The sequence below is a fragment of the Pseudoalteromonas sp. JSTW genome (assembly GCF_013423925.1).
GTDB lineage: Bacteria > Pseudomonadota > Gammaproteobacteria > Enterobacterales > Alteromonadaceae > Pseudoalteromonas > Pseudoalteromonas lipolytica.
This window is the reverse complement of record NZ_CP058972.1, coordinates 1211683-1233044: the sequence shown is the minus strand read 5'-3', so window position 1 is coordinate 1233044 and position 21362 is coordinate 1211683. Positions and strand designations below refer to the sequence as shown.

At 38.7% G+C, this 21362-nt stretch carries 18 protein-coding genes; 2 read left to right on the top strand and 16 right to left on the bottom strand.

The window, feature by feature from the left end; translation table 11 throughout:
* Positions 1-38: 38 nt before the first annotated feature.
* On the bottom strand, positions 39-2678 hold the full coding sequence (locus tag GZH31_RS05690; protein WP_036969673.1) for a TonB-dependent receptor: 2640 nt from the start codon (positions 2676-2678) through the stop codon (positions 39-41).
* 1021 nt (positions 2679-3699) lie between these two features.
* Here GZH31_RS05690 and GZH31_RS05685 point away from each other — a divergent pair.
* Positions 3700-3900 carry a hypothetical protein gene (locus tag GZH31_RS05685; RefSeq protein ID WP_074988609.1) on the top strand — a complete coding sequence of 67 codons (201 nt, stop codon included), beginning with the start codon at positions 3700-3702 and terminating at the stop codon, positions 3898-3900.
* 272 nt (positions 3901-4172) lie between these two features.
* The gene (locus tag GZH31_RS05680; RefSeq protein ID WP_180311463.1) at positions 4173-5552 is read left to right on the top strand and encodes an alpha-amylase family glycosyl hydrolase; all 1380 of its coding nucleotides are present in this window, start codon (positions 4173-4175) and stop codon (positions 5550-5552) included.
* A 372-nt stretch (positions 5553-5924) separates the two neighbouring features.
* Here GZH31_RS05680 and GZH31_RS05675 read toward each other — a convergent pair whose 3' ends face one another.
* From GZH31_RS05675 to GZH31_RS05605, 15 genes are all read right to left on the bottom strand, one after another.
* Entirely contained in the window at positions 5925-6476 is a 552-nt protein-coding gene (locus tag GZH31_RS05675; RefSeq protein WP_036969682.1) for a cytochrome b, read from the bottom strand.
* Positions 6477-7084: 608 nt separating this feature from the next.
* Positions 7085-7207 carry a TniQ family protein gene (locus GZH31_RS19985; protein WP_257473680.1) on the bottom strand — a complete coding sequence of 41 codons (123 nt, stop codon included), beginning with the start codon at positions 7205-7207 and terminating at the stop codon, positions 7085-7087.
* Positions 7208-7271: 64 nt separating this feature from the next.
* Positions 7272-8444: a HEPN domain-containing protein gene (locus GZH31_RS05665; protein ID WP_180311462.1), complete on the bottom strand. Its 1173-nt coding sequence runs from the start codon at positions 8442-8444 to the stop codon at positions 7272-7274.
* Positions 8445-8456: 12 nt separating this feature from the next.
* The gene (locus tag GZH31_RS05660) at positions 8457-8750 is read right to left on the bottom strand and encodes a helix-turn-helix domain-containing protein (protein ID WP_180311461.1); all 294 of its coding nucleotides are present in this window, start codon (positions 8748-8750) and stop codon (positions 8457-8459) included.
* Between the two features lie 183 nt (positions 8751-8933).
* Positions 8934-11264: an NACHT domain-containing NTPase gene (locus tag GZH31_RS05655; protein WP_074988613.1), complete on the bottom strand. Its 2331-nt coding sequence runs from the start codon at positions 11262-11264 to the stop codon at positions 8934-8936.
* Between the two features lie 14 nt (positions 11265-11278).
* Positions 11279-11779, bottom strand: a complete 501-nt coding sequence (locus tag GZH31_RS05650) for an SEFIR domain-containing protein (protein ID WP_074988614.1) — start codon at positions 11777-11779, stop codon at positions 11279-11281.
* Positions 11780-11915: 136 nt separating this feature from the next.
* Entirely contained in the window at positions 11916-12161 is a 246-nt protein-coding gene (locus GZH31_RS05645; protein WP_257473679.1) for a hypothetical protein, read from the bottom strand.
* Between the two features lie 54 nt (positions 12162-12215).
* A complete protein-coding gene (locus GZH31_RS05640; protein WP_074988615.1) occupies positions 12216-12713 on the bottom strand; it encodes a zinc-ribbon domain containing protein in 498 nt (165 codons plus the stop codon).
* Positions 12714-13522: 809 nt separating this feature from the next.
* A complete protein-coding gene (locus tag GZH31_RS05635; protein ID WP_062566981.1) occupies positions 13523-13774 on the bottom strand; it encodes a hypothetical protein in 252 nt (83 codons plus the stop codon).
* A gap of 228 nt (positions 13775-14002) precedes the next feature.
* Positions 14003-14335, bottom strand: a complete 333-nt coding sequence (locus GZH31_RS05630; protein ID WP_062566918.1) for a DUF6488 family protein — start codon at positions 14333-14335, stop codon at positions 14003-14005.
* Between the two features lie 41 nt (positions 14336-14376).
* Positions 14377-14901: a hypothetical protein gene (locus GZH31_RS05625; RefSeq protein ID WP_062566917.1), complete on the bottom strand. Its 525-nt coding sequence runs from the start codon at positions 14899-14901 to the stop codon at positions 14377-14379.
* Between the two features lie 43 nt (positions 14902-14944).
* Entirely contained in the window at positions 14945-15640 is a 696-nt protein-coding gene (locus GZH31_RS05620) for a HupE/UreJ family protein (RefSeq protein ID WP_062566916.1), read from the bottom strand.
* The gene (locus tag GZH31_RS05615; protein ID WP_062566915.1) at positions 15630-18773 is read right to left on the bottom strand and encodes an efflux RND transporter permease subunit; all 3144 of its coding nucleotides are present in this window, start codon (positions 18771-18773) and stop codon (positions 15630-15632) included. Before GZH31_RS05615 ends, GZH31_RS05620 begins: the two co-directional genes overlap by 11 nt.
* Before the next feature lie 10 nt (positions 18774-18783).
* On the bottom strand, positions 18784-20016 hold the full coding sequence (locus GZH31_RS05610; RefSeq protein WP_062566980.1) for an efflux RND transporter periplasmic adaptor subunit: 1233 nt from the start codon (positions 20014-20016) through the stop codon (positions 18784-18786).
* A 16-nt stretch (positions 20017-20032) separates the two neighbouring features.
* Complete coding sequence (locus GZH31_RS05605; protein ID WP_062566914.1) at positions 20033-21358, bottom strand: TolC family protein; 1326 nt, start codon at positions 21356-21358, stop codon at positions 20033-20035.
* Between the last annotated feature and the right edge of the window lie 4 nt (positions 21359-21362).

Below are 21362 nucleotides of genomic sequence, written 5' to 3'. Positions count from 1 at the left end.
GTGCCTTAATTAAATGAGTAAACGTCGAATCAATCTGATTAGAATTTCATTTGTGCGCCCAGTAAGAAACGGCGACCGTAGTCATGAATAGCCAACGGACGATTGTTATCAGGCATACCTGTGCTGTTACCCGACGTCGCTTTTTGCTCTTCGTTTGTGAGGTTAATCGCTTGGAAAATAAGATTAAGATTTTCTGTCACGTTGTAACTCATGTTCAAATCATATTGACCAAAGCCATCTTTATACTGGTTTAAACCTAAGTAGTTTGTGTAGAAGTACTCAGAGCGATAAGTGTATGAAACACGTGCAGAGAATGCGCTGTTTTCGTAATAAACCGTGGCATTAAACGTATCTTCAGAGTTATTTGGTAATACGGCTTCTTCACCTGCTTCTTTTTGCTCAGCGGTTTGCTCAAGCTCAGCATCAGAATAGGTATAGTTTGTTTGAATACCAAAACCATACGGTAGTTTTTGAGTATAGTTCACTTCGAAGCCCGCATTTTCGCCACCTAAACCATTTTGTGGCTGCGTCACTAAGAAATCACGCACTTCTTCAATACCGGTATCTGGGTCTGTCCATGTCCACTGTTTTTCAACAGTCGCATTGGTAATATACGAGTCGATATCTTTGTAGAAGTAAGCAAATGATAGAATTGACGATTCATTAAAGTACCACTCTGCCGAAAGGTCATATTGAGTCGCACGATATGGTTTTAAATAAGGATTCCCTTCGGTGCCTTTACACCCTGTGGCAGCTGCACAGTAACCACTTTTGCGTGCAGATAAAAAGTCATAATCAGGGCGAGACATCACTTTTGCTGCAGCAAAACGCACAACAACATCATCGGCTAAATCATAATTAATATTTACACTTGGTAAAAAGTCATCGTAACTATTTGTGCTTTCGACATCTTGAATATTTTCAGGTGCAAAGCTGCGACCTGTGTACTCAACTGAACGCGAATCAAGCTCAGTTTTCACCGCTCGAACACCCATGTTACCGCGCCATTTATTGTAATCGAACACAGCCTTTACATACCCAGCGGTCACGGTCTCTTCTAAATCAAAGGTGTAATCTAAGTGCTCGTATGGGCCACTAGTCGGCGTGGTTGATGAAATCCAATCGGCGTACTTAGCGTTATCAAACTGCCATAAAATTGCATTTGCCCCCTCGCCCATAAAGTCAGAGGCCGAGTCGCTTGCAAACATACCCAAGTGATAAGTTTCACCATCTGCTGACACTTTAGGGTAATTAGCTTTCATTAAACTAGCTGCTTTTGAGTGCTCTCTGTACTTAACACCCGCTTTGATAGCGGTAAAAAAACCACCATCAAGTAAATATTCAACGTCTAATTGACCATAAATTTCTTTTGAGTCATTAAAAATATCGTTTTTATGGTTATAGTCTAAGCGGTAATCTTGTGGACTTAAGTCCGCTGATAAAGTGACATCGGGTGTACCATTTTCAAGTGTAAATGAGGCATCTGTATTAGCATAATATTCTGAATACACATCGCTGACCTCACCATCCGCTTTGCTGTAACCTAATTGCCCCGTTACGGTGTAATTATCAGCTTTGTAAGTTACTTTTAAATCATGCGCTTGAGTCTTAAATTCGCCCTCGTAACCTGCATTACCGTAATAACCTAAATTATTATGAGCCGGTAAATCACCCGCCACTAACGTACCATCAACAATAACAGGATTTTCTACATTACTGATGTTTTGTAAAATAAAACCACTGGAGTAAGTGCCAAACGACTTGTGCTCCGACGATGAATATAAATTGTTAAATACAAAATCCAGATTATCATTTGCAGCATATTGCAGCGTCACGGTTGCGGTGTCTAAATCACTGTCACTAGCATAACGGTTGTAACCCACAGCACCCGGATAAAACTCAGCATTGCCGTCTTGGTTTGCATCAGTACTACGGTAGCCAAAACGTACTTCTTTACTGTCACGTTGCGTCGCTGTTTCTTTGTGAATAAAACCCACATTGAAGCCAAAGTCTTGTGCTTCATTTTTCCACGAGTATAAACCCGATAAATACGGTTTTGTTTCATCAGCATTTTCAAAATGGAACGCCTTTACTGATAACGCGGCATAATTTGCCTCGCTGTCCAACGGTTTACGTGTTTTAACAACAACGGTTCCCCCAATTGAGCCTTCGTCAATGTCAGCTTCAGCCGATTTATATACTTCAAGCGTATCAACAAGCTCTGCAGGTAATAACGAATAGTTAAAACCTCGTGATGGGCGCGTAATTGAGGCCGATGCTGTCGCTGATGCCACGTTTTGCCCGTTCAACAACGTAATATTTAAATGAGGTGCAGTACCACGGATACTTACTCTGTCGCTTTCGCCACCCAAGTCTTTTTCAACCTGAACACCTGGAATACGCTGAAGTGCGTCTGCGACCGTTTGATCTGGAAACTTACCGATGTCTTCTGCAGACACCGCATCAACTACGCTATTTGAAAAGCGCTTCATATTGATACTTTTTTCAACGGAAGCCGCATAGCCACGAACTTCTATTTGTTCAATGTCTTCTTTGGTGACTTTCTTTTTATCAGCTTGTTCATCGGCTGCGAAAACCGATGCTGAAGCCCCTAAAACAAGTGATGGAACGAGCGCTTTTTTAATACAAATAGCTAACGCAGAGAATTTTTTATTCATGAAACTGTAACCCTATCGTTTTTTATAAAGTGAGAGATTTTGTGACTACAAACTACATAAATGCTCTTTAGAACAACAAACGGTAACAACTTTATTGTTACATTGCGGCTACAATATTCGTAATAAACTTTAAAATCAAGATATTTTATTCTTTATATTTATTTTTTTAAAAATATAAAATTCTATAAAAGGGACTAAAAGTGTTTAGCTGAATTTTTGCCACATTATTTTTTATCCATTAATCAACGTTATAGAAAACGAGAAAAGGCTATATTGCTTAACGCCCCCTGATGAATGCGCATTTATAACGCCTATAACAGAAAAATTCGCGCACGGGTTGCTGTTATTGGGTAACCAAAAAGTGCTGATGAGACAGTGGGTATACACACCTCCTAAAAAGAGTATGCTTAACTCATAACTCAGTAAATACAGTACACAGAAAACTGATTGCAAGGGCCGTTGTCACCATAGTACCGCCCCTTTACTTCGGCACTTATCGGCTTTCGCTCTTTGTGCTCGCCGTAATGTATAAATACCTAAACCTGAGCTTTAACGTTGGGGTAAAACTCCTTTTTGTTCGGTTACAAAAAGCGTTTTATCAGCCTTAAAAAGCGCCCGATTACATAGTTGCAACCGCCTCTTTTAAAACGCTTACTAGCATACTCTGTATGCCATTCACTAAACACAGAGCCATTAAATACACAAAACGCATTGAACAAATCTTTTAGTAAAAAATTAAACTAAAACAATGAGATACTAAGATTATTAGTTAATTCAATTAAATATGCAGCCTACCTATTACTGTTTTTAGATAAATAACAGCTTATTTTTCAATGCATTATTTTGCGAATATAAAACAGGTTTTTGAACGTTTTTTACCACTGACGCATTAACATTTAGACATAAATTGACGAGATAAAAATGATGAGCCATAGTCATTCAACCCATGCTTTAATCCAAAACAGTAAAAGACTCTCAATAAGCAGTGTCATTGCATAAAAAAATAAGGAGGGAGAATGTTATGAGCCGTAAATCAAAATTAATTTACCGTATTATGTTGGCCTCTAAACTTCGTAGCCGTAACAAAGAAATTTCACTGGAAAAACTCAAACAAGATTGCTACCTGAGCGAGTTTGAATTATTAACCATTATGAAAGAGCTTGAAATCAAACAGCTCGTCAACTGGGATCCCAATAAATCTGCATTTTTCATCTCTGCTTAATTTCCCAAGATCACATAACGGCTAGCAGTGCTTAATGTTAGCTAGCCGTTTTATTTATTGATACTACCCGTATTGTTTATTGATAAAAGCACTCCTAAATAAACTTAACCATTCCAGAAAACATCAAAAAATAACTACGAATACACAGCAAATATATCACTTAATCGATTATGTAAATTAAAAGTGAATACGTATGCACTTTATTGTTGCACCGCGATTTGAAGTATATATTTTAATCACATGCTGTTATTCAACTGTGTTTAAGGAATCACATGAATTCATTTCTGCAAAAAAGTTTACTAATACTCACACTGTGTGTGCTCACTGCCTGTACGCAAACCACGTCAACATCCCATGTTTACGAGCCAAAGCCCTATGTAAAGATCACTCACCCCGACTGGTCAAAAAATGCGGTAATGTATCAACTAAACACCCGTCAATTTACGCCCGAAGGCACCTTTAACGCAGCTAAAAAGCAGTTACCTCGTTTAAAAGAGTTAGGTGTCGACATAATCTGGTTAATGCCCGTACACCCAATTGGCGAAGAAAACCGTAAAGGCACTCTCGGCAGCCCATATTCAGTCAAAGACTACAGAAAAGTAAACCCTGAACTGGGCACCCTTGAGGACTTAAAAACCTTTGTAAATGAAGCGCATAACATGGGCATGTACGTTATTTTAGATTGGGTGGCGAATCACAGTGCATGGGATAACTGGCTGCGCTATGAGCACCCTGATTGGTACGAGCGTGACTACCAAGGACAATTTAGACCAACACCTTGGTGGGATTGGTCGGACATAATCGACTTCGATTACTCAAAACCTGCGCTGCGTGAATACATGACAGAGTCTATGAAGTTCTGGGTAAAAGAAGTCGGTGTAGATGGCTATCGTTGTGACGTAGCCGGTTTTGTTCCCGTTGATTTTTGGAATAATGTACGTCGCGAACTCGATGAAATAAAACCTGTATTAATGCTAGCAGAATGGGAGTCTCGTGATTTACACGCTGAAGCCTTTGATATGACCTATGCATGGTCGTGGTCAGAACACATGCACAAAATAGTTAATGGCCATGCCGATGTCAGCGCTCTATTTGTTTACTATTCTTGGAACGAAAGCGCATTCCCTGTAGAGGCTTATAGGCTTGTAGGGGTTGCCAATCACGACTCGAATGCATGGGAAGGAACTATGTTTGAAACCTACGGTGACGCACTTGAAGCGGTCATTACATTATCGGTCGTAGGTGAAGGTTTCCCAATGATTTATAACGGTCAAGAAGCAGGAAACGATAGACGACTCGCCTTTTTTGAACGCGATCCGATTAAGTGGCAACCCCACCCAATCGGTGATTTATATAAATCACTATTTGCACTCAAACATCGTAACGAAGCGCTGTGGAATGGCCAATTTGGTGGGCGTATGGTACACGTACCAAACACGGATCCAAAACACGTTCTTAGCTTTGTACGCGCAAAAGGCGATGATAAAGTCTTTGCAGTATTTAACCTATCCAAAGAACCGCAAACAGTGAACTTTAAAGAACCATTATTTATCGGTGAATATAAAGAGGCGCTATCGGGGAAAACGGTTAACTTTACCAACGACACAACGTTAAGTTTGCCCGCTTGGGGGGTTAAGGTGTTCGAAAAATAACGACCTTAGGTACATAACAGCTCTCTTAATTAAGAGGGCTGTTTTAAGGCTCAAAAACAGGGTGTTGATAAAATAAGTTTCGCTCTTTAAAGCTTGATTGCCATAGCTTAGCTGTTATGGCTTGGCTGTTATGCATCGCTGATTTAGCCGTGCTAAAAATAAATTAAAAGCGCAGCGGTTTCGCAATAAAATCAACGATAAAGTGACTAAAAAGGCCAACTATAATTTGTAAACGTTGGCAATGTAGAGCGAGCCAACAGGCCGACTTAAACAACTTATTGCGTCGTTACATTAAGCTCACACGCATGAGCAGACCTTGATAATTGTGATACCAGACCTTAAAGCTCCACCATTTTGGCTTTTGTAATGTGTTTATTTTTTAGAAAACAACATACGTTTAAAAGTGTTATCTGCCAAAACGTAATGGTGAAATAATGCAGCCGCAGCATGTAAGCCTATTAAGTAATACCCAACCTCACCTGCTGTTTCGTGTATTTCTTTTATGGTTTTACCAAGCTCTTTGTTTTCACTTGCCAATGGGGGGAGCTCTACACCAAAAAATGGCACAGGTTTACCTGCCATACTCAAGATTAACCAACCCGCTATCGGCATAGTAAACATAAAGACATACAGCAAAACGTGTACACATTTAGCAAGTGTACTTTGCCACTTTGCAGGCTCAGGCTGAATAGCAGGTAACGAGCCACTCGCCAAGCGCACAATTACCCTCACACACACTAAAACTAAAACCGATAAACCCAACATAAAATGCCACATTTTAAAGGCATCACGGGTTTCTGTGCCTTTTTCAAATAACTCACGTAGTTCAATACTGCCAAAAACAGTGACAATTAATATAAACATTAGCCAGTGCAAGGCAATAGAGAGTGTATTGTAATGAGTTGTTGTATTTTTAAAATTCATAATGCCTCTTTTGTAAAAAACGCATTCAGATAAGTGCTCTTTTTATGCGTAATAAATGTGCAGAATTAGCCTAGCGTATACTCATCCTTGTTTTCATGTTCTAAAACATAAAATGAGTTACTTTTAACTTTTTTGTTTACTACTTTCTTGCTTACTACTTTCTTGCTTACTACTTTGCTTGCACTTAACTGTAATTTATTAAACTTAAAATAAACTTATGTATGTTATTAAAATTAAATATCGAGGATAAAAACGATAACCTTAAGTGACCGTTTTAAAAAAATAACGTGCGTTTAAAAGCTATAAACGACTGAGGTTGAAGCAAACAAAGGGGACGATTCAAACAAGCATTCAATGCATACAAGTATGTTATAAGTTCTAAGTAGCTCAAGGGGAATTGTCAGTTCATTTCGGCTCGCTGCTGCTAGGTTGCCAAATTTAAAGTTATTGCGCCGCCATGTAAGCATAAGAACATTAGCATTGTTTGTATCTGCTAATTGAGCTGCTAACTTAAGTGCTCATATTCTAAAGCTGCTCGCTTACCTAGCATGATAAACATCGACCTTGCTAAACAACCCACCTTCAGGCTCATGATCTTGCTCTGTAAGCTATTGCCATAAAATATCAGCAAGCTCACTATAGCCATCGTATGAATTCTCTCTCGCAAGCCTTGGTAAATAGCTTTCAAGCGCCTCATCTGGATAAGGTTTTGTTTGAACTAAAAAATGCATCGCCAACCTAAACTAAGAAAATCTTAGTTTATGTTAAGATTAGCTTTTACTGTCAGTCAAACTTTTATCGTTTATTCTTAACTTTTTTCTCAAAGCCTGTTGTACAAAGCCTAGCTAACAGCACAAATAGAGTTTTGGAAACAAACTTTAATGCTTGTTTAAATTGATCTTCAAGATTAGAAAGTTGGTTGCTATCAATAGAGCCATGTACAATTTTAGATCTTAAACTGTATATTTCCTTAAAGGTCTTCTTTGCGGCCTCATCATTTAAAATTTTGATTCCGTAACCCTTGAAAACAATATTGTCTAAAAATTCATACAGCTTTTCACTAAATTTAATAGATTTACATGTCTCACATTCTTCCGTCTTTATAAAAGCGCCACACATTGTTTCTATTGCAGAACACAAACTGATTACCTTAGTTAACTTGTTAGAGCTTTCTACAGCTTCATTAAAGTGTATTAATGCTATGGCAGCACGTAACCCGATAGTTCCTTTAGAAAACTGTTGTGAAGTGAGCGACTCGATAATTTGTGAAAAGTTATGATCCTCAATTTCATTTACCAAAAAAGGAATTCCAGACAAGTTACAGCTGAAATCGAAACACGGTAACACTTCCCTTGACGTAACAATAAATGAATTATTATTTCGTGTTCCCAACCCTGCTTCATGCAAGTTTTCAAAAATAACCTGCTTGAAACCAGAATGATTCATATTTATAGCAAATATTCTTATCAGTCCTTTGAAACATGTTAATGAGAGCTTGTGCCAATCAGCGAACTTATCTACCCCAAGTCGATGAAAGTTTGGAATAACTAAAAACTTGTTAATTCGGTTTTTCTCAAAATAGTCTTCAATAAGTTCTGGGTATATGTCCGTGCTAATTACTTTAACTAACTCTGAGTCCGGCTTGTAATCACCAAACGCTGAATGAATTGGTATTAATGCAAATTGAGGAGATTCAGATTGGAAGTGCTGTAGCGCAGTGTTAACCAGCCTTTTTAATTTACCTGCATATTTGACCCTATTCTCATGCTCAAAAGTGCTCTTTCCCCTACATTGCACTAAGGTCTGATGGATAACATATTCAATCTCTTGTTGGCTCAAACTAGGAAATTCAGTCTCAAATACCTTAGCTGCGACTTTTAAATCATTACAGCAATTTGGATCGTCAGCACTTGTACTTAAATCCATCTCGTTTAAATTAACTAACGCATTCTGTTGCTGTGTGTTCATAGATCACTTTCCTTACTTGAATTCTTGTAACTTTCGCTCTAGTTGAAGGGTATCTAACTTACCCAACTCCAAAATAAGTTCAGCGAGAATATCTTCTTCACAATAAAAGTAAGCAACTGGCACATCTAACTCTTTAGCAATGCGTTTCATGGTTAAAAAATCAGAAGCGTGTTTGCCCTTTTCGTATTGGTTCATGCGAGCACTTGCCGTGTTTGGCTTCATTCCTAATGCCATACCTAACTGTTGCTGAGTAAGACAAGCTGCTTTTCTTGCAGATTTTAGGCGTGAAGGTGTTGGAGTTTCCATGAGAACCTTAGCAATAAATTATATTATGCTAAGATTCTCTTAGTATCGACTACATAAGTGTACTAAGGATATTTTAGTTTTCAGTTTATCACATGTTAATCGGGGTACAGTCAAAGCACTGCTAGAGCTTTTTAAAAACTATTAGTATTTGTTATTTAACTATAGCTTTCAAATTTAAACTATTTAAGTCCCCACAAAATCTAGAAACCTATCGATCATATGATCAGGTTGATTATTAGTCATGAAGCTTTGAACGCTATCTTTGAAACTTGGATCAATTATATAAAATTTTTCATTCTCTTTTTCATATTTAATACTGATAAAACCTTCTCTTCGTAATTTATCGAAATTAGTCTTAGACAAGCCATCAACTGATGTAGAAAACTTTATATAATCTATTTTAACATCTTTAAATCCTAGACCTTTTCTAAAACTAGATAAAAACTTCTTTGCTTCACTTTCTAGGTGAAGATAATCATTTTCATTCAATTTTATTTTGGAGTTAATCGCATCAACTAAGTCACCCAATACGCAAGTATTTTTGTCAATTTCAGCATCTAATATATTTTTGTCATTTATGAGTGGATTATTGCACTGGTTGAACTCTGTATACATAAAGCTAGAATTTATAAAGTTAGATTGAAGAAACCTTTGCATACTACTGAATCTACTATTTATTATAGTCAGCCCTGAAAAATCCAACGGAGGAATATCACCTTTTATATAGCAATTATCAATAGTATTTCTTTGTTTATTTGAAAAGAAAGACTTTAGTAATTCAGTTGCATTTTCTTTATCTTTAATCCCTTTATCTAAAAGTGTCATAGAGAAAATATTTTCAATAGATGCCATTATCTTTTGTTTTAGTTTTTTATCTGAGCTTTGTGGTTCAGCCTTTAATGCGTTTACAATTGGTAGGATGCAGTCAAGTACTTCCTTTTCAGAATTATTAATAAACTTAAATAAATCGGATACCTCTTTAGACTTAACTCTAATCCTTGCCAATGCAGTTATACATTCATTTACATACTTAAAGTTATAGAAAAGATCCATATAATAGAGCGATTTAAAATAAGACAAAGTAAAATCATATTTTAATGTCAGAACATTATTACTAAATTTTATTAAATCATTCAAGCGAAAGGCTTTTAATATAGATTCTGCTTTTTCGTCATAATACAACTTAAGCTCAGACTCAACTTCGACTATCGGCCAGCTTGGGCCAAATCTAGCAGAAAACTCTGCGAAAAAGTAGAGCATCTCTAGCGCAGGTATTGGAACTTTTTGACGTTGCTCTTCTCTTTTGAAAATAGCATAAATTATATTATCCGTTAGAGTATTCAAGCATAAAAAAGGTAATGCCTTGGATGATACTGACTCTTTGAATTTATCTGTGTTATCACTTTTTTCATATATATTGCAAATACTCAAAAGAATGAATGGTATTACTCTATCTTTCGATTTGAAGTCATTATCTTTAAATACATCTAATATTGTATCAATAGTTTTATCTAAATTACTTTCATCTCTAAACCGTTTTCTTATATATTTTTTACAGTCACGCTCTTTAAAACCCAGGAGCTCATATCGTTTTATATCTAAATCATGGAATGAGTCGTCAGTGAACAGTTTTGTATCTCTAGATGTTATTAACACTCTACTCTTTCCTAGCTGAGCATGAGATTCGTTTATTGACTGAAGTAGCTTTATTGTGTCAAATTTATCACCAAAAATAGACGGAAATTCATCTAAACCATCTATTATTATTACAATACTTCCTGCACAAAGTGATATTTCAAACCTCTTCCTATCAAGAATGTTTGCTTGTTCATCACACCTAGCTTGAATTTCATATAAGTCGAAAATAGATGTAATACTATCGGGAGTATATTTAGTTTCTTCAACAAAACTTGTAATAGCCTCTGAGCTAATCAAAAAAGGAACGATATTATTCTGTTGCTTAAGTTCTGAGTAAAGTGAATAGCACAAAGAGCTTTTACCATTGCCACCATCACCCACAAGAAGAAAAATACTAAAGTAACTATTTGAAGATAATGCTTTTGATAATTCAACTAAAGCTGAAGGGTAAGTTCCTTCTGTATCTTTTAGCTCTTGATCTGTGTAATGGTTTACAACGGGTAGGTCTTCATCTGATTGAAAGTCATTATTAATACAACTATCCCAAATAAATTCAGAAAACGTAATCTCTTTGCACTGCATACTGCCGTAACGTTCACGATTTTTATTAATTAAGTAACTTTTTAGAGACTCTCTTTTAGACGTTTCACTCAAAACTAATAGTTGACTAATATTTATTTTTTTAAAATTTATTTCATCAGCTGCTCTTTCAAGAGTTTGGGCAATATTCGCATTTGGGTGGATTATAACTATGGTTATATCCACGATAGCTTTTGATTCCCACACCTCATATTTTATTCTGTTCTTTCCGCTATAATCTGTGCCTTGATTTTCAGATATTAAAGTTTTTCTAGCTGAGAAAGCTATTGATATCAAATCCTCTGCTTTCGTTAACTTATAATTTTTTTTTTTGCTGTTGATAGACCTTTAGTTTTCGCTGGTCTAACTCTTTTTGTATTATCATTTATCTCGAGAATTAGATCAGATAACTTTTCCTCAAACTGTAGATCATCAGTGAAATCTATATGGAAGAAGTTTTCAAGGTACCTAGGTGTTCCTTCTTTTTCACGTAAGATATTCAGCGTATGAGCTCTTTTTTCTGAAGGAAAATCTCTCCACAATTTACCTGTATTAAAGAAAGTTTCTTCACCTACTCCACCTGTGCGAGCATTCGCTTTTCTAGCATATTCTTTAGTGCTTATAACGATTACTACATCACTTTCATATACAGCATTTTCCATAAATAAATGTCTGTCCATTTTGCTATCTAAATCAAATTGATCGAGACAAACGTGAAAGTCTTCAAACTTTTCTAACTCATCTGCTAGTTTTGCAACCCATTCTTTATGCTCCAGAGAATCCCAGGAGTAGGATATAAAAATTTTTTTCATTTCAATTCCATGAAGTTAAGATACAGTTCAGGATATATTTTTTTTATTCAGTTTAAAAGCAAACATGTAAAAAAATATCTGAGATTCAGTAACTTCCTACAAATTTAATTTTAATATGTAAATTTTTCTCACTTCTTCAAAAACTGACTAATAGACATCCGGTCAGTAAACCCGCTATAAATGGGTCTTCATCTTGGGCGCTTTCAGGTTTATAAAGTGAGTAGCGCTCAACTTCGCTTGCTGTAATTTCTGCAACGGGCAAGGTAAATAGGTTTGGTACATCAGGAAACAGTACTCCAAATGCTTTAACTAAATGCTTGGTTGTGAGGGTTTTGTACTTTTCATTAATGCATAAGTAAATACATAAAGTACAGGTAATCAACGGCGGCTCTCTGAGCTGTGTGACGCTGCAATTAGGAGCAAGTGATTTACATTGTTAGCTTTCTATATCAATATTCAGCTTGTTTTTATCTCGTATATACCCCAGTTTATAAAGCTCAATAGCTATTTGCTTGAGCTCCCTATTCTGGGGTGGCGTTCTTGCTTTTAAAGTAATAAGTTTTTGATATCGCTTATGCATAAATCGGACGCCTTGATCTTTTTTTCTACATTCAATACACCTTGTGCAGTGGGCGTCGATCCAAAACCCCAGCTCTTCAAACCAGTGCTTCTGCTCTTGCGCAAAGAAAATGAAAGGCCTGCAACATACGTCACACATTTCTTCAATGTCTACATAAATCTTGCGGGGGTAAATAGCAAAATTCTGCTTAGAAGTGTCTGCAAAAATCGCTGTTTCAGCAAAGTAATTAAGACTTGAGTAACGCCAATGTGCACTTTCAATTGCGCATGCAGGCACTTCATCTGATGATATAACTGGGCGATCGCCATATCTTGGGTGAGTAACATAGCTCGGAATGCTATCTTTCTTCGTCATAAGCCTAGAAGTGCTAATTAAGTAGGATCAGGTCTATCATTTTGCACATAGCCGATAACTTAATCAACATTAGCTCTATGATACGCTTCGTAAAAGTACCGTTTTCAATTATCGCGGTATAGTGGTTTTGATCACCCAAGATAGCTTGTTTCTTATTTATGCCGCATCAAAGAGTTAATAAACCACTCCACATAAGGTGAATTAGGGGGGATTTTTATACTCATCGAAAGCAGATTCAACTAAACAGCTAGATTTATTTTTTGTTTATAACTACTGGAGGATTTAACGGGCGGTGTTTTATTTTTTCTGTACATGTGAATGAGTTATTTAGTACTTAGTTAAGTTCTATTTAGTTAAGTACTACTTAGTTAGGTACAAAGCCATGTCACTTTATACTTTCAATTTATGTCATCTTTTACTTCAAACGACACCCATGTTGTTTGAAGTATAAGTTGACATAGCCAAACTCGGTTTTATTGAGCCACAGCGGCGCAAGTGAAGTATAACTTTGCATAAGATTGAAGTATAAGGTTGCATAAAGTTACAGATTAAAGATTAAGCGTAACTAAAAATAAATATTCTATTAATTAAAATATCAAATCCAAATCAACCCACGCTGAGATCTTTACCATATTCTTTGCAACTAAATTGTGGACAAAAATGCGTTAGAGCTGAAGGGCTGTTTTGTGCCATGAGCAGACATTAGTAACTCCTCATTCAGAGCAGAGGCAAATAATTGTTGGCTAAAATAGCGACACAGGAGCAAAGCCAACTGTTATTTGTTCTGCTGCAAAAATGCGTTGCAGTTATTAAATGGGGAAGTGTTTTTCCTCATATTCTTCAACCCATGCAACGAGCCTTTCGAGCTCGTCACCTTCAGGAGTTCCGGGTTCGGCTGCATCAAACAGTGATTCAATTCGCTTCAACACGGCCTTGTAATCACTTTTAGAAATTTCAAGGCCCAACTCATCCAATTTTACCTCGGCTAGTTCATCACTATGCGTAGTATGGGGGATCGTCCCCTCGACCAGTTCTTTTTCAGATAACCGTTTTTTGCTCACAACTCGTATTTCCATTCAAAATGAGATTAGATAAGTTATAGCTTACTGAGTTATTAGCTACAGCGTAAGGTTTGTCCTGAAACACGCAATGGGGCAAAGGCGAGTTATATTTATAACACGCCTTTGGACAAAAATGAGTTAGAGCCGACCAGTGGCTCTGTGTCATAAGCGTACTTGATACAAAACAAAGGCACCTCATGCATGTATCAAAAGGTGCCTTTTAATTGATTAAAAGTCGTTTTTATTTTTAACCGCTAATACTTGACCGTTTATTGCAATTTGGAAGTAAAGCTTATCTTCGTTGCTAGCATTAGATGCACTAACTACATAGAAATTGTCTTCAACGCTAGCAATCGAAAGTTGCGACTTATCAATATTTTTCCATGACTCATCTAACTTACCGACTTCAAAGCCAGCGTCTTTAAACGTCATCTTTTGAATATGTGTTGCAGCGATGCTAACAGCTTTCTGACCGCTGATGACACCATGATCTCCATGTGCCTGTACATTACTAGTTAGCAAGGCACCACAAAGCGCAACGATTGATATTAGTTTGTTCATTTTAGTCTCCATTTGGTATGAAATTCGTAAAGTTAAATTCGTTATTGTTTAAGGCCAATAACTTCGTATTGCCCTTTAACCAGTAGCTGTACTGACACAGGTTTATCTGATTTGTTTTTCCAATACCAACCATGAGAACCAGCAAATGGCGTGGTATAGCTGCCTTTCATTTCATTAGTTGTAGCAATAGCATAGCTTTCAAAATATCCCGTGGTGTCACCTTCAGGCTCGCCATGTAAATCGAAGTACAATGGAGCACCATCCGTTAACCATTCATAAGTCATTTTTTCATGCTGCTTCATATAAAATTTATATTCGATGCCGCGTCCCGCAGGGACTGTCACTTCTATTGTTTGAAACTCATCCGTGCCTTTAGTTGTCTCTAATGACGTTGTTTCCACTTCAGTCGCTTGTGCAAGTGCTGTTAAACCTAACTTGTTGCCAATACCTGTCGGATCGATGTTGTACTCTGCTGGTAAGATAAAAGTAACCAGTGCAATAGCCGCGACTACGACTGCTGAAATACTCGCTTTAACGAGTGTTTTGGTACTAACTGTATGTTGCATAAAATTCTCTTTTATTTCTGTATTTCTATAAGTTAAAAATCGATTAAATAGTAAAGTAACCAGTAAGTTGTAAGCCCATCAACATCACACCAGCACTCATTAGTGCAGTATTCGTGACTGTCGAAAAACGTTGAAATGACGGCAGTTTTCTCCATGCATTTATCATGATCAAAATAAGTGCGAGCGCAGCAAATTGACCAAGTTCAACACCTAAGTTAAAAGCAATCAGGTTGGTAATAAGACCTTCATCAGCTAGGCTAAATTCTTGTAATTTGGTAGCTAAACCAAAGCCATGAAACAGACCGAAAATCAGCACCGCCCACTGGGTATTAGGCTGCCAATTAAAGCAACGCTTAAAGCCTCCTAGATTATCGAAGCCCTTATAAATTACGGAAAAACCGATTATGGCATCAATTAAATAAGCGTTGACTTGTATGTCACTTAACACACCAAATAACAGGGTTGTACTATGCCCAATAGTAAACATGGTGACGTACAACAGTACGTCACGGCTACGATATAAAAAGAAGATAACACCGACTAAAAACAGCAAGTGGTCATAGCCCGTTATCATATGCTTAGCGCCTATATATAAAAACGGGATAAACTGTACTCCATTATTTTGCTCTAAAAATGCTCTGGTTTTATCATCGACTCCGTGAGCAAAAGCTTCGATACTGAGAAGCGCTAACAGCGCAATCGTCAGATAGGTCAGTACTTTAATCATGTTACTTGGCATCTTGAGACTCCAATACTTCAACATCAGTCAAAATAGACTCCTTTTCTTTATGTAAAATTCTGTATAAGGCAGGAATGACAAACAGAGTCAAAATCGTTGACGAAATAATGCCACCAATGACTACTGTTGCCAGAGGTCGCTGAACCTCCGATCCTATGCCTGTGTTTAACGCCATAGGGATAAAACCTAATGAAGCAACCAGTGCGGTTGTTAACACAGGGCGAAGACGCGTCAGCGCACCATCAAAGATTGCATTATCAAGTGCTAAGCCACCTTTACGCAGCTCTCTAATAAACGACACCATAACCAGTCCATTAAGGATAGCGATGCCCGATAAGGCAATAAAGCCAACTGCTGCCGAAATTGAGAATGGAATATCACGTAATAACAGCGCAGCAATACCACCAGTTAAAGCAAGTGGAACACCCGTAAAGATGATCATGGCATCTTTAAATGAGTTAAGCGCGAGGATTAACAAACCAACAATCATGATTAAAGTGACAGGCACAACGATACTCAGACGCTCTGAAGCGGATTGCAGCTTTTGGTAAGTGCCGCCATATTCCACCCAATAACCAGCAGGTACTTCAACGTTTTCATTAATAGCTGCTTGTATGTCTGCAACAAAACTACCTAAGTCCCTACCACGAACATTGGCAGTTACTACCACTCTACGTTTACCATTTTCACGATTTATTTGGTTAGCACCCGATATCAGCTCAATATCAACCAATTCTTTAAGTGGTACTGTATGTCCATCAGCCAAAGTTATCGGTAAATAAGGTATTGAATCGATATCATTACGTTTGGACTCTGTGAGCCTTACTACAATATCTGAGCGCACATCGCCTTGATAAAACTTACCTGCAACTGTACCACCCATAGCTGTTGCCACTTGAGACTGTATTTGGCTAATACTAATACCAAACTGCATCAGTTTTTCACGATTTGGCACAAGATTAAGCATAGGTAACCCTGTCGTTTGCTCAACTTGTATATCTACGGCACCTTCAACTTGAGAAATTGCACCCTCTATCTCACTGCCTAACGTAGTCAACGTACCAAAGTCATCACCAAACACTTTTATCGCAAGTTCAGCTCTCACCCCAGCTAACAATTCGTTAAAACGCATTTGTATTGGCTGTAAAAACTCATATCGGTTCCCCGGAATTGGCTGTACTAGCGCGGCTAACTCTTCTACAACTTGAGTTTTTGTCTTATCTGGATCAGGCCACAACTCGCGAGGTTTCAGGATAATGAAGTTATCTGCGACACTTGGCGGAACGGCATCTGTTGCAACGTCGGCAGTGCCTATTTTGGCAAAGACGCGTTCAACTTCTGGCATTTGTTTAATTTTATCTTCTAAAGATTCCTGAAGCGCGATTGCTTGAGACAATGACGTACCCGGAATTCGCAGCGCGTGCATGGCAATATCACCTTCATCCAAATTAGGCGCAAATTCACTGCCTAACTTAGTTGCCTGATAACCTGTAAAGCCAACTAATACTGTTGCGACTACAACAACTAACCAGCGGGCTTTTAATACATAGCTCAAAGCGGGCTTGTAAAGAACAGCAGCACCACGAATTATTGGGCTATGTTTTTCTTTCACGGGCTTTTTAAATAACAAGGCAACCATAGCTGGTACAAAGGTAACCGATAACACCATAGCGCTAAGTAACGCGATAACCACGGTGATCGCCATCGGGTGGAACATTTTGCCTTCAACGCCTTCTAAGGCAAAAATTGGTAAGTAAACAGCGGTGATAATAAACACGCCAAATAGAGCTGGGCGTATGACTTCTTTTGTTGCTTCGAACACGAGTTCCATGCGTTCTTTTAGCGGCAGAGGATTGTTTCCTGCTTGACTTAGTCTGCGAAGACAATTTTCTACAATGATAATGGCACCATCGACTAACAAGCCAAAATCTAACGCGCCTAAACTCATCAGGTTTGCACTCACGCGAGTTTGTACCATACCTGTCACTGTCATCAACATGGCAAAAGGGATCACTAAGGCAGTTAAGAATGCGGCTCGGAAATTCCCTAACAAGACAAAAAGTACAACGATAACCAGAACCGCCCCTTCGGTCAGGTTAAGCTGAACCGTTTGCAGGGTTTTATCAACTAATTTAGTGCGATCATAAACAGCGGTTGCGACAATCCCTTCTGGTAAAGTGGCGTTAATTTCTTTGAGCTTTTCTCCCACGGCATGGGCAACGGTGCGGCTGTTTTCGCCAATAAGCATAAATACCGTACTCATCACCACTTCACGACCATTTTGTGTAGCAGCACCAGTTCTTAGCCCTTTGCCGTTTTCAATATCGGCTACGTCTTTTATAAAAATTGATGAACCATCAAGCGACTTAAGCGGAATATTACCAATGGCAGTCATATCAGTAACCTGACCGGGCAGCCTTAACAACCACTGTGCGCCATTTTGCTCAATAAAGCCTGCACCTTGGTTTTGGTTGTTTTGCGAAATTGCATCAACCACATCGGCTTGTGACAGCCCAAAAGCAAGTAACTTTTCAGGTTTGAAAGCGACTAAAATTTCACGCTCAAATCCGCCTATCGGGTTCACTTCTACTACACCCGGCACCCGCATTAACTGTGGTCTTATTGTCCAGTCATGTACGGTTCGTAAATCCGTTGGTGTAATAGGCGTGCCATCATCATGCGTAGCATCAGGCTCAGCATCAACGGTGAACATGAATATTTCACCAAGACCTGTCGCAATTGGCCCAAGTTGAGGCTCTAAGCCCAGCGGTAACTCAGCGCGTGCCGCTGATAAACGCTCATTAACAAGCTGACGGGCAAAATAGACATCAGTATCATCACTGAATATTGCAACCACTTGAGATAGGCCATAACGAGAAACTGAGCGGGTATAGGTTAACCCCGGTAAACCCGACAACGCGGTCTCTAACGGAAAAGTTACCCTTTGCTCAACTTCTAATGGCGTAAACCCAGCCGCTTCGGTATTGATCATTACCTGCACATTGGTGATATCGGGCACTGCATCAATCGGTAGTTTGGTAAAATTCCATATACCCAAACCTGACACAGCTAACACCATCACCATGACAAGGAATTTGCGCTTTATTGAAAAGCGTAAAATTGACTCCAACATTTATACGCTCCTAGTGATCGTGTGATGCGCCAGACTTTTCAATGTCGGCTTTTAAGATGTAGCTATTGTTGGTCACGTATTCGGTTCCCGCTTTTAGGCCACCTAATACTTCAATCCATTCGCCTCCAGCGCGGCCCAACTCAAGCATACGAACTTCATACTGCTCACCCACTTTGGCGTAAACAACAGTAAAGTCTCTAAAACCTTGTAAGCCAACACGCTTTACAGCCAGTGGCACATCAATGGTTGCAACTTCAATGTCAGCTTTTACGAAGCCGCCTTCGGCGAGGTTACGACCTTCTAATTCGACCCAAACTATTCTTGCCTGATCATCTCTCACGCTAGGTTCAATAAATGACACCTCACCTACAAGGGGGTCCTCATGACCTTCAATGTTTAACGTAACTGGCGTTTCCAGTTTAACCTTGGAATAATCCGAAGGATAAACCGCTAATTTGGCAATATGGCGATTAAAATTGGTAATGGTGAGTAAGGTTTTACCATTAGTTTGCTCACCCGCGTTTGCGAATAACTGGGTAATAACACCGTTAATGGGCGCTTTAATAACGTAGGGCTTAAGACTTTCATTACTTTCTACTGTGAATAGCGTTTGCCCTTTTTTAACAATTTCACCGTAATTGACGTGTAATTTGGTGATTTCACCATCGAAACGCGCAGCAATGTTTCGCTTAGCGTCCACAGGTAAACTTAATTTTCCATAAGCGGGTATGGTTTGATGAATTGTCGCAGGGCCTGCGATTTCAGTGTTGATTTCCATTGCATCGGCAACTGCCTGTTCAATTGTGGTGCGACCCTCGAAGTTGTCATATCGCCAATTGTACTTTTTACCCTGATAAGTTGCTTCAATGGCAACAACAAAAGAGTGAGGCTCATAAATCACCATATCACCGCGAAGAAAGTCACCTTGAGCATTGAAGTTAATATCATCAGTGCCATCGCCTAGGCGAATTAATTTTACGTTTAAATCGACATTCTTTGGGTCTATAGGTTGTCCATCATTTGTCGCCCAAACACGAAACTCTGGTGGCACACCAGTTTCAAAAATAGAGAGTTCAATGGCAAAATCACCATCTCGTAACATGCGCCCACGGTGTGGACCTTTCTCTGGTTCAGCTTGCTCTGCCGCAGGTGTTGATGCTGCAATAGCATTAGGTGCGACGACACCTGTGAATGAGATAATAATCGCCAAGCTTAATGACGACAGAATATTTTTATTTTTCATAAGTTTACTCATGGTTTTACTCGCTATCACTAACGGGCACGCCAGTTAGGCGTTGAATTTCAATATGTTGTAAATGCAAAGATTGATAAGCATCAAGTAACTGATTTTGGGCGCTGAGCAGCTCTCTACGTATATCACTCCACTGGTTGTAGCTAAGCTTACCGATATCAAATGCTTGACCGGCTTCCGTCAACGCGTTTTCTAGTACGGGAATTATTTCTAATTGAATCGTTTCAATGACATGATGGGAATGTGCCATTTCTTGCAATAGCACATAGAGCTGCGCATCGAGTTTCTGCATTAGGGCTTGTTGCTGACTTGCCAGAACATCTTGTTTTGCGCGTAAGGCAGCCATTGTTCCTGCATTTCTATTTTCACTTCCCCAAGGAATAGAGACACCGGCCACTAAACCAAAATCATCGGTCGTTTCATATCGTCTTAGTCCAGCAGTGAATTGCCACTGAGGTTTGGCTTCAATACGTGCAAGTTCCATTTGAGACTGGGCGATACGTTGTTCATTAGCGAACTGCTGTATTTGCGGGATTTGCTTAAGCTTGTTTAGTTGGCTTTCTACAGATGGAATTTCTGGCTTAAGCATTAAATTTCCCGTTAACTTAAGCTCTGCCTGAGGCTTACCCCATAAGGATGACAGTTGATAATGGCTGGCTTTCAATTCGTGCTCTAAATCTTCGACAGCGAGATTTCTTCGAACCAACTCAGCTTGAGCCAAGCGCATTTCGACATTAGAACTTTTGCCTGCTTTTACTCTTTTGGCAATAGCGTCAACCACTTCCTGTGCCTGAGATACCGCTAATTGATTGAGTTTCAAGCGCTCTTGCTTTATCAAGATTTCAACAAACTGTTTAGCAACAATCGCAGATAAATCAAGGGCTTTTATTTTTTGCTCGACTATTACTGCACTTGCTTGGCTTTTTGCCGCATTAACTCTGCCATCAATTTGATCTTGTTGAAGCAACCAAGAGTATGTGAGCGTTGATTGCATACTTTTTAATGCACTATGCTCACCAGTCCCTAACGCATCTTCAATCATTAAACCTATTTGAGGACGCTCTCCAATGCCTGCTTGCTCGATATTACCTTGCCACACAGCTTCTTGAGCTATCAAGGCTTTTAGCTCAGGATGACTTTCTAGAGTCATGGTCACAGCCTTGCTTAAATTTATAACCTGATGTGATGACTGTGATTGCTGCTGGATTTGCGCGTTTGCCAAAGAGGGGGTTGATGTTACTAAACTAACCCCCGTTGTTAAAACTAGACCAACAGCCAAAAACCGATTGCCGATCGGTTTTTTTCCGTTGCTTTTATAAAGATTAAATCTCATTCCA

Excerpts from the sequence above, each read along its gene's own strand:
- GZH31_RS05690 (WP_036969673.1), bottom strand. The coding sequence starts at position 2,678 with ATGAATAAAAAATTCTCTGCGTTAGCTATTTGTATTAAAAAAGCGCTC.
- GZH31_RS05685 (WP_074988609.1), top strand. The coding sequence starts at position 3,700 with ATGAGCCGTAAATCAAAATTAATTTACCGTATTATGTTGGCCTCTAAA.
- GZH31_RS05680 (WP_180311463.1), top strand. The coding sequence starts at position 4,173 with ATGAATTCATTTCTGCAAAAAAGTTTACTAATACTCACACTGTGTGTG.
- GZH31_RS05675 (WP_036969682.1), bottom strand. The coding sequence starts at position 6,476 with ATGAATTTTAAAAATACAACAACTCATTACAATACACTCTCTATTGCC.
- GZH31_RS19985 (WP_257473680.1), bottom strand. The coding sequence starts at position 7,207 with ATGCATTTTTTAGTTCAAACAAAACCTTATCCAGATGAGGCGCTTGAA.
- GZH31_RS05665 (WP_180311462.1), bottom strand. The coding sequence starts at position 8,444 with ATGAACACACAGCAACAGAATGCGTTAGTTAATTTAAACGAGATGGAT.
- GZH31_RS05660 (WP_180311461.1), bottom strand. The coding sequence starts at position 8,750 with ATGGAAACTCCAACACCTTCACGCCTAAAATCTGCAAGAAAAGCAGCT.
- GZH31_RS05650 (WP_074988614.1), bottom strand. The coding sequence starts at position 11,779 with ATGAAAAAAATTTTTATATCCTACTCCTGGGATTCTCTGGAGCATAAA.
- GZH31_RS05640 (WP_074988615.1), bottom strand. The coding sequence starts at position 12,713 with ATGACGAAGAAAGATAGCATTCCGAGCTATGTTACTCACCCAAGATAT.
- GZH31_RS05630 (WP_062566918.1), bottom strand. The coding sequence starts at position 14,335 with ATGAACAAACTAATATCAATCGTTGCGCTTTGTGGTGCCTTGCTAACT.
- GZH31_RS05625 (WP_062566917.1), bottom strand. The coding sequence starts at position 14,901 with ATGCAACATACAGTTAGTACCAAAACACTCGTTAAAGCGAGTATTTCA.
- GZH31_RS05620 (WP_062566916.1), bottom strand. The coding sequence starts at position 15,640 with ATGCCAAGTAACATGATTAAAGTACTGACCTATCTGACGATTGCGCTG.
- GZH31_RS05615 (WP_062566915.1), bottom strand. The coding sequence starts at position 18,773 with ATGTTGGAGTCAATTTTACGCTTTTCAATAAAGCGCAAATTCCTTGTC.
- GZH31_RS05610 (WP_062566980.1), bottom strand. The coding sequence starts at position 20,016 with ATGAAAAATAAAAATATTCTGTCGTCATTAAGCTTGGCGATTATTATC.
- GZH31_RS05605 (WP_062566914.1), bottom strand. The coding sequence starts at position 21,358 with ATGAGATTTAATCTTTATAAAAGCAACGGAAAAAAACCGATCGGCAAT.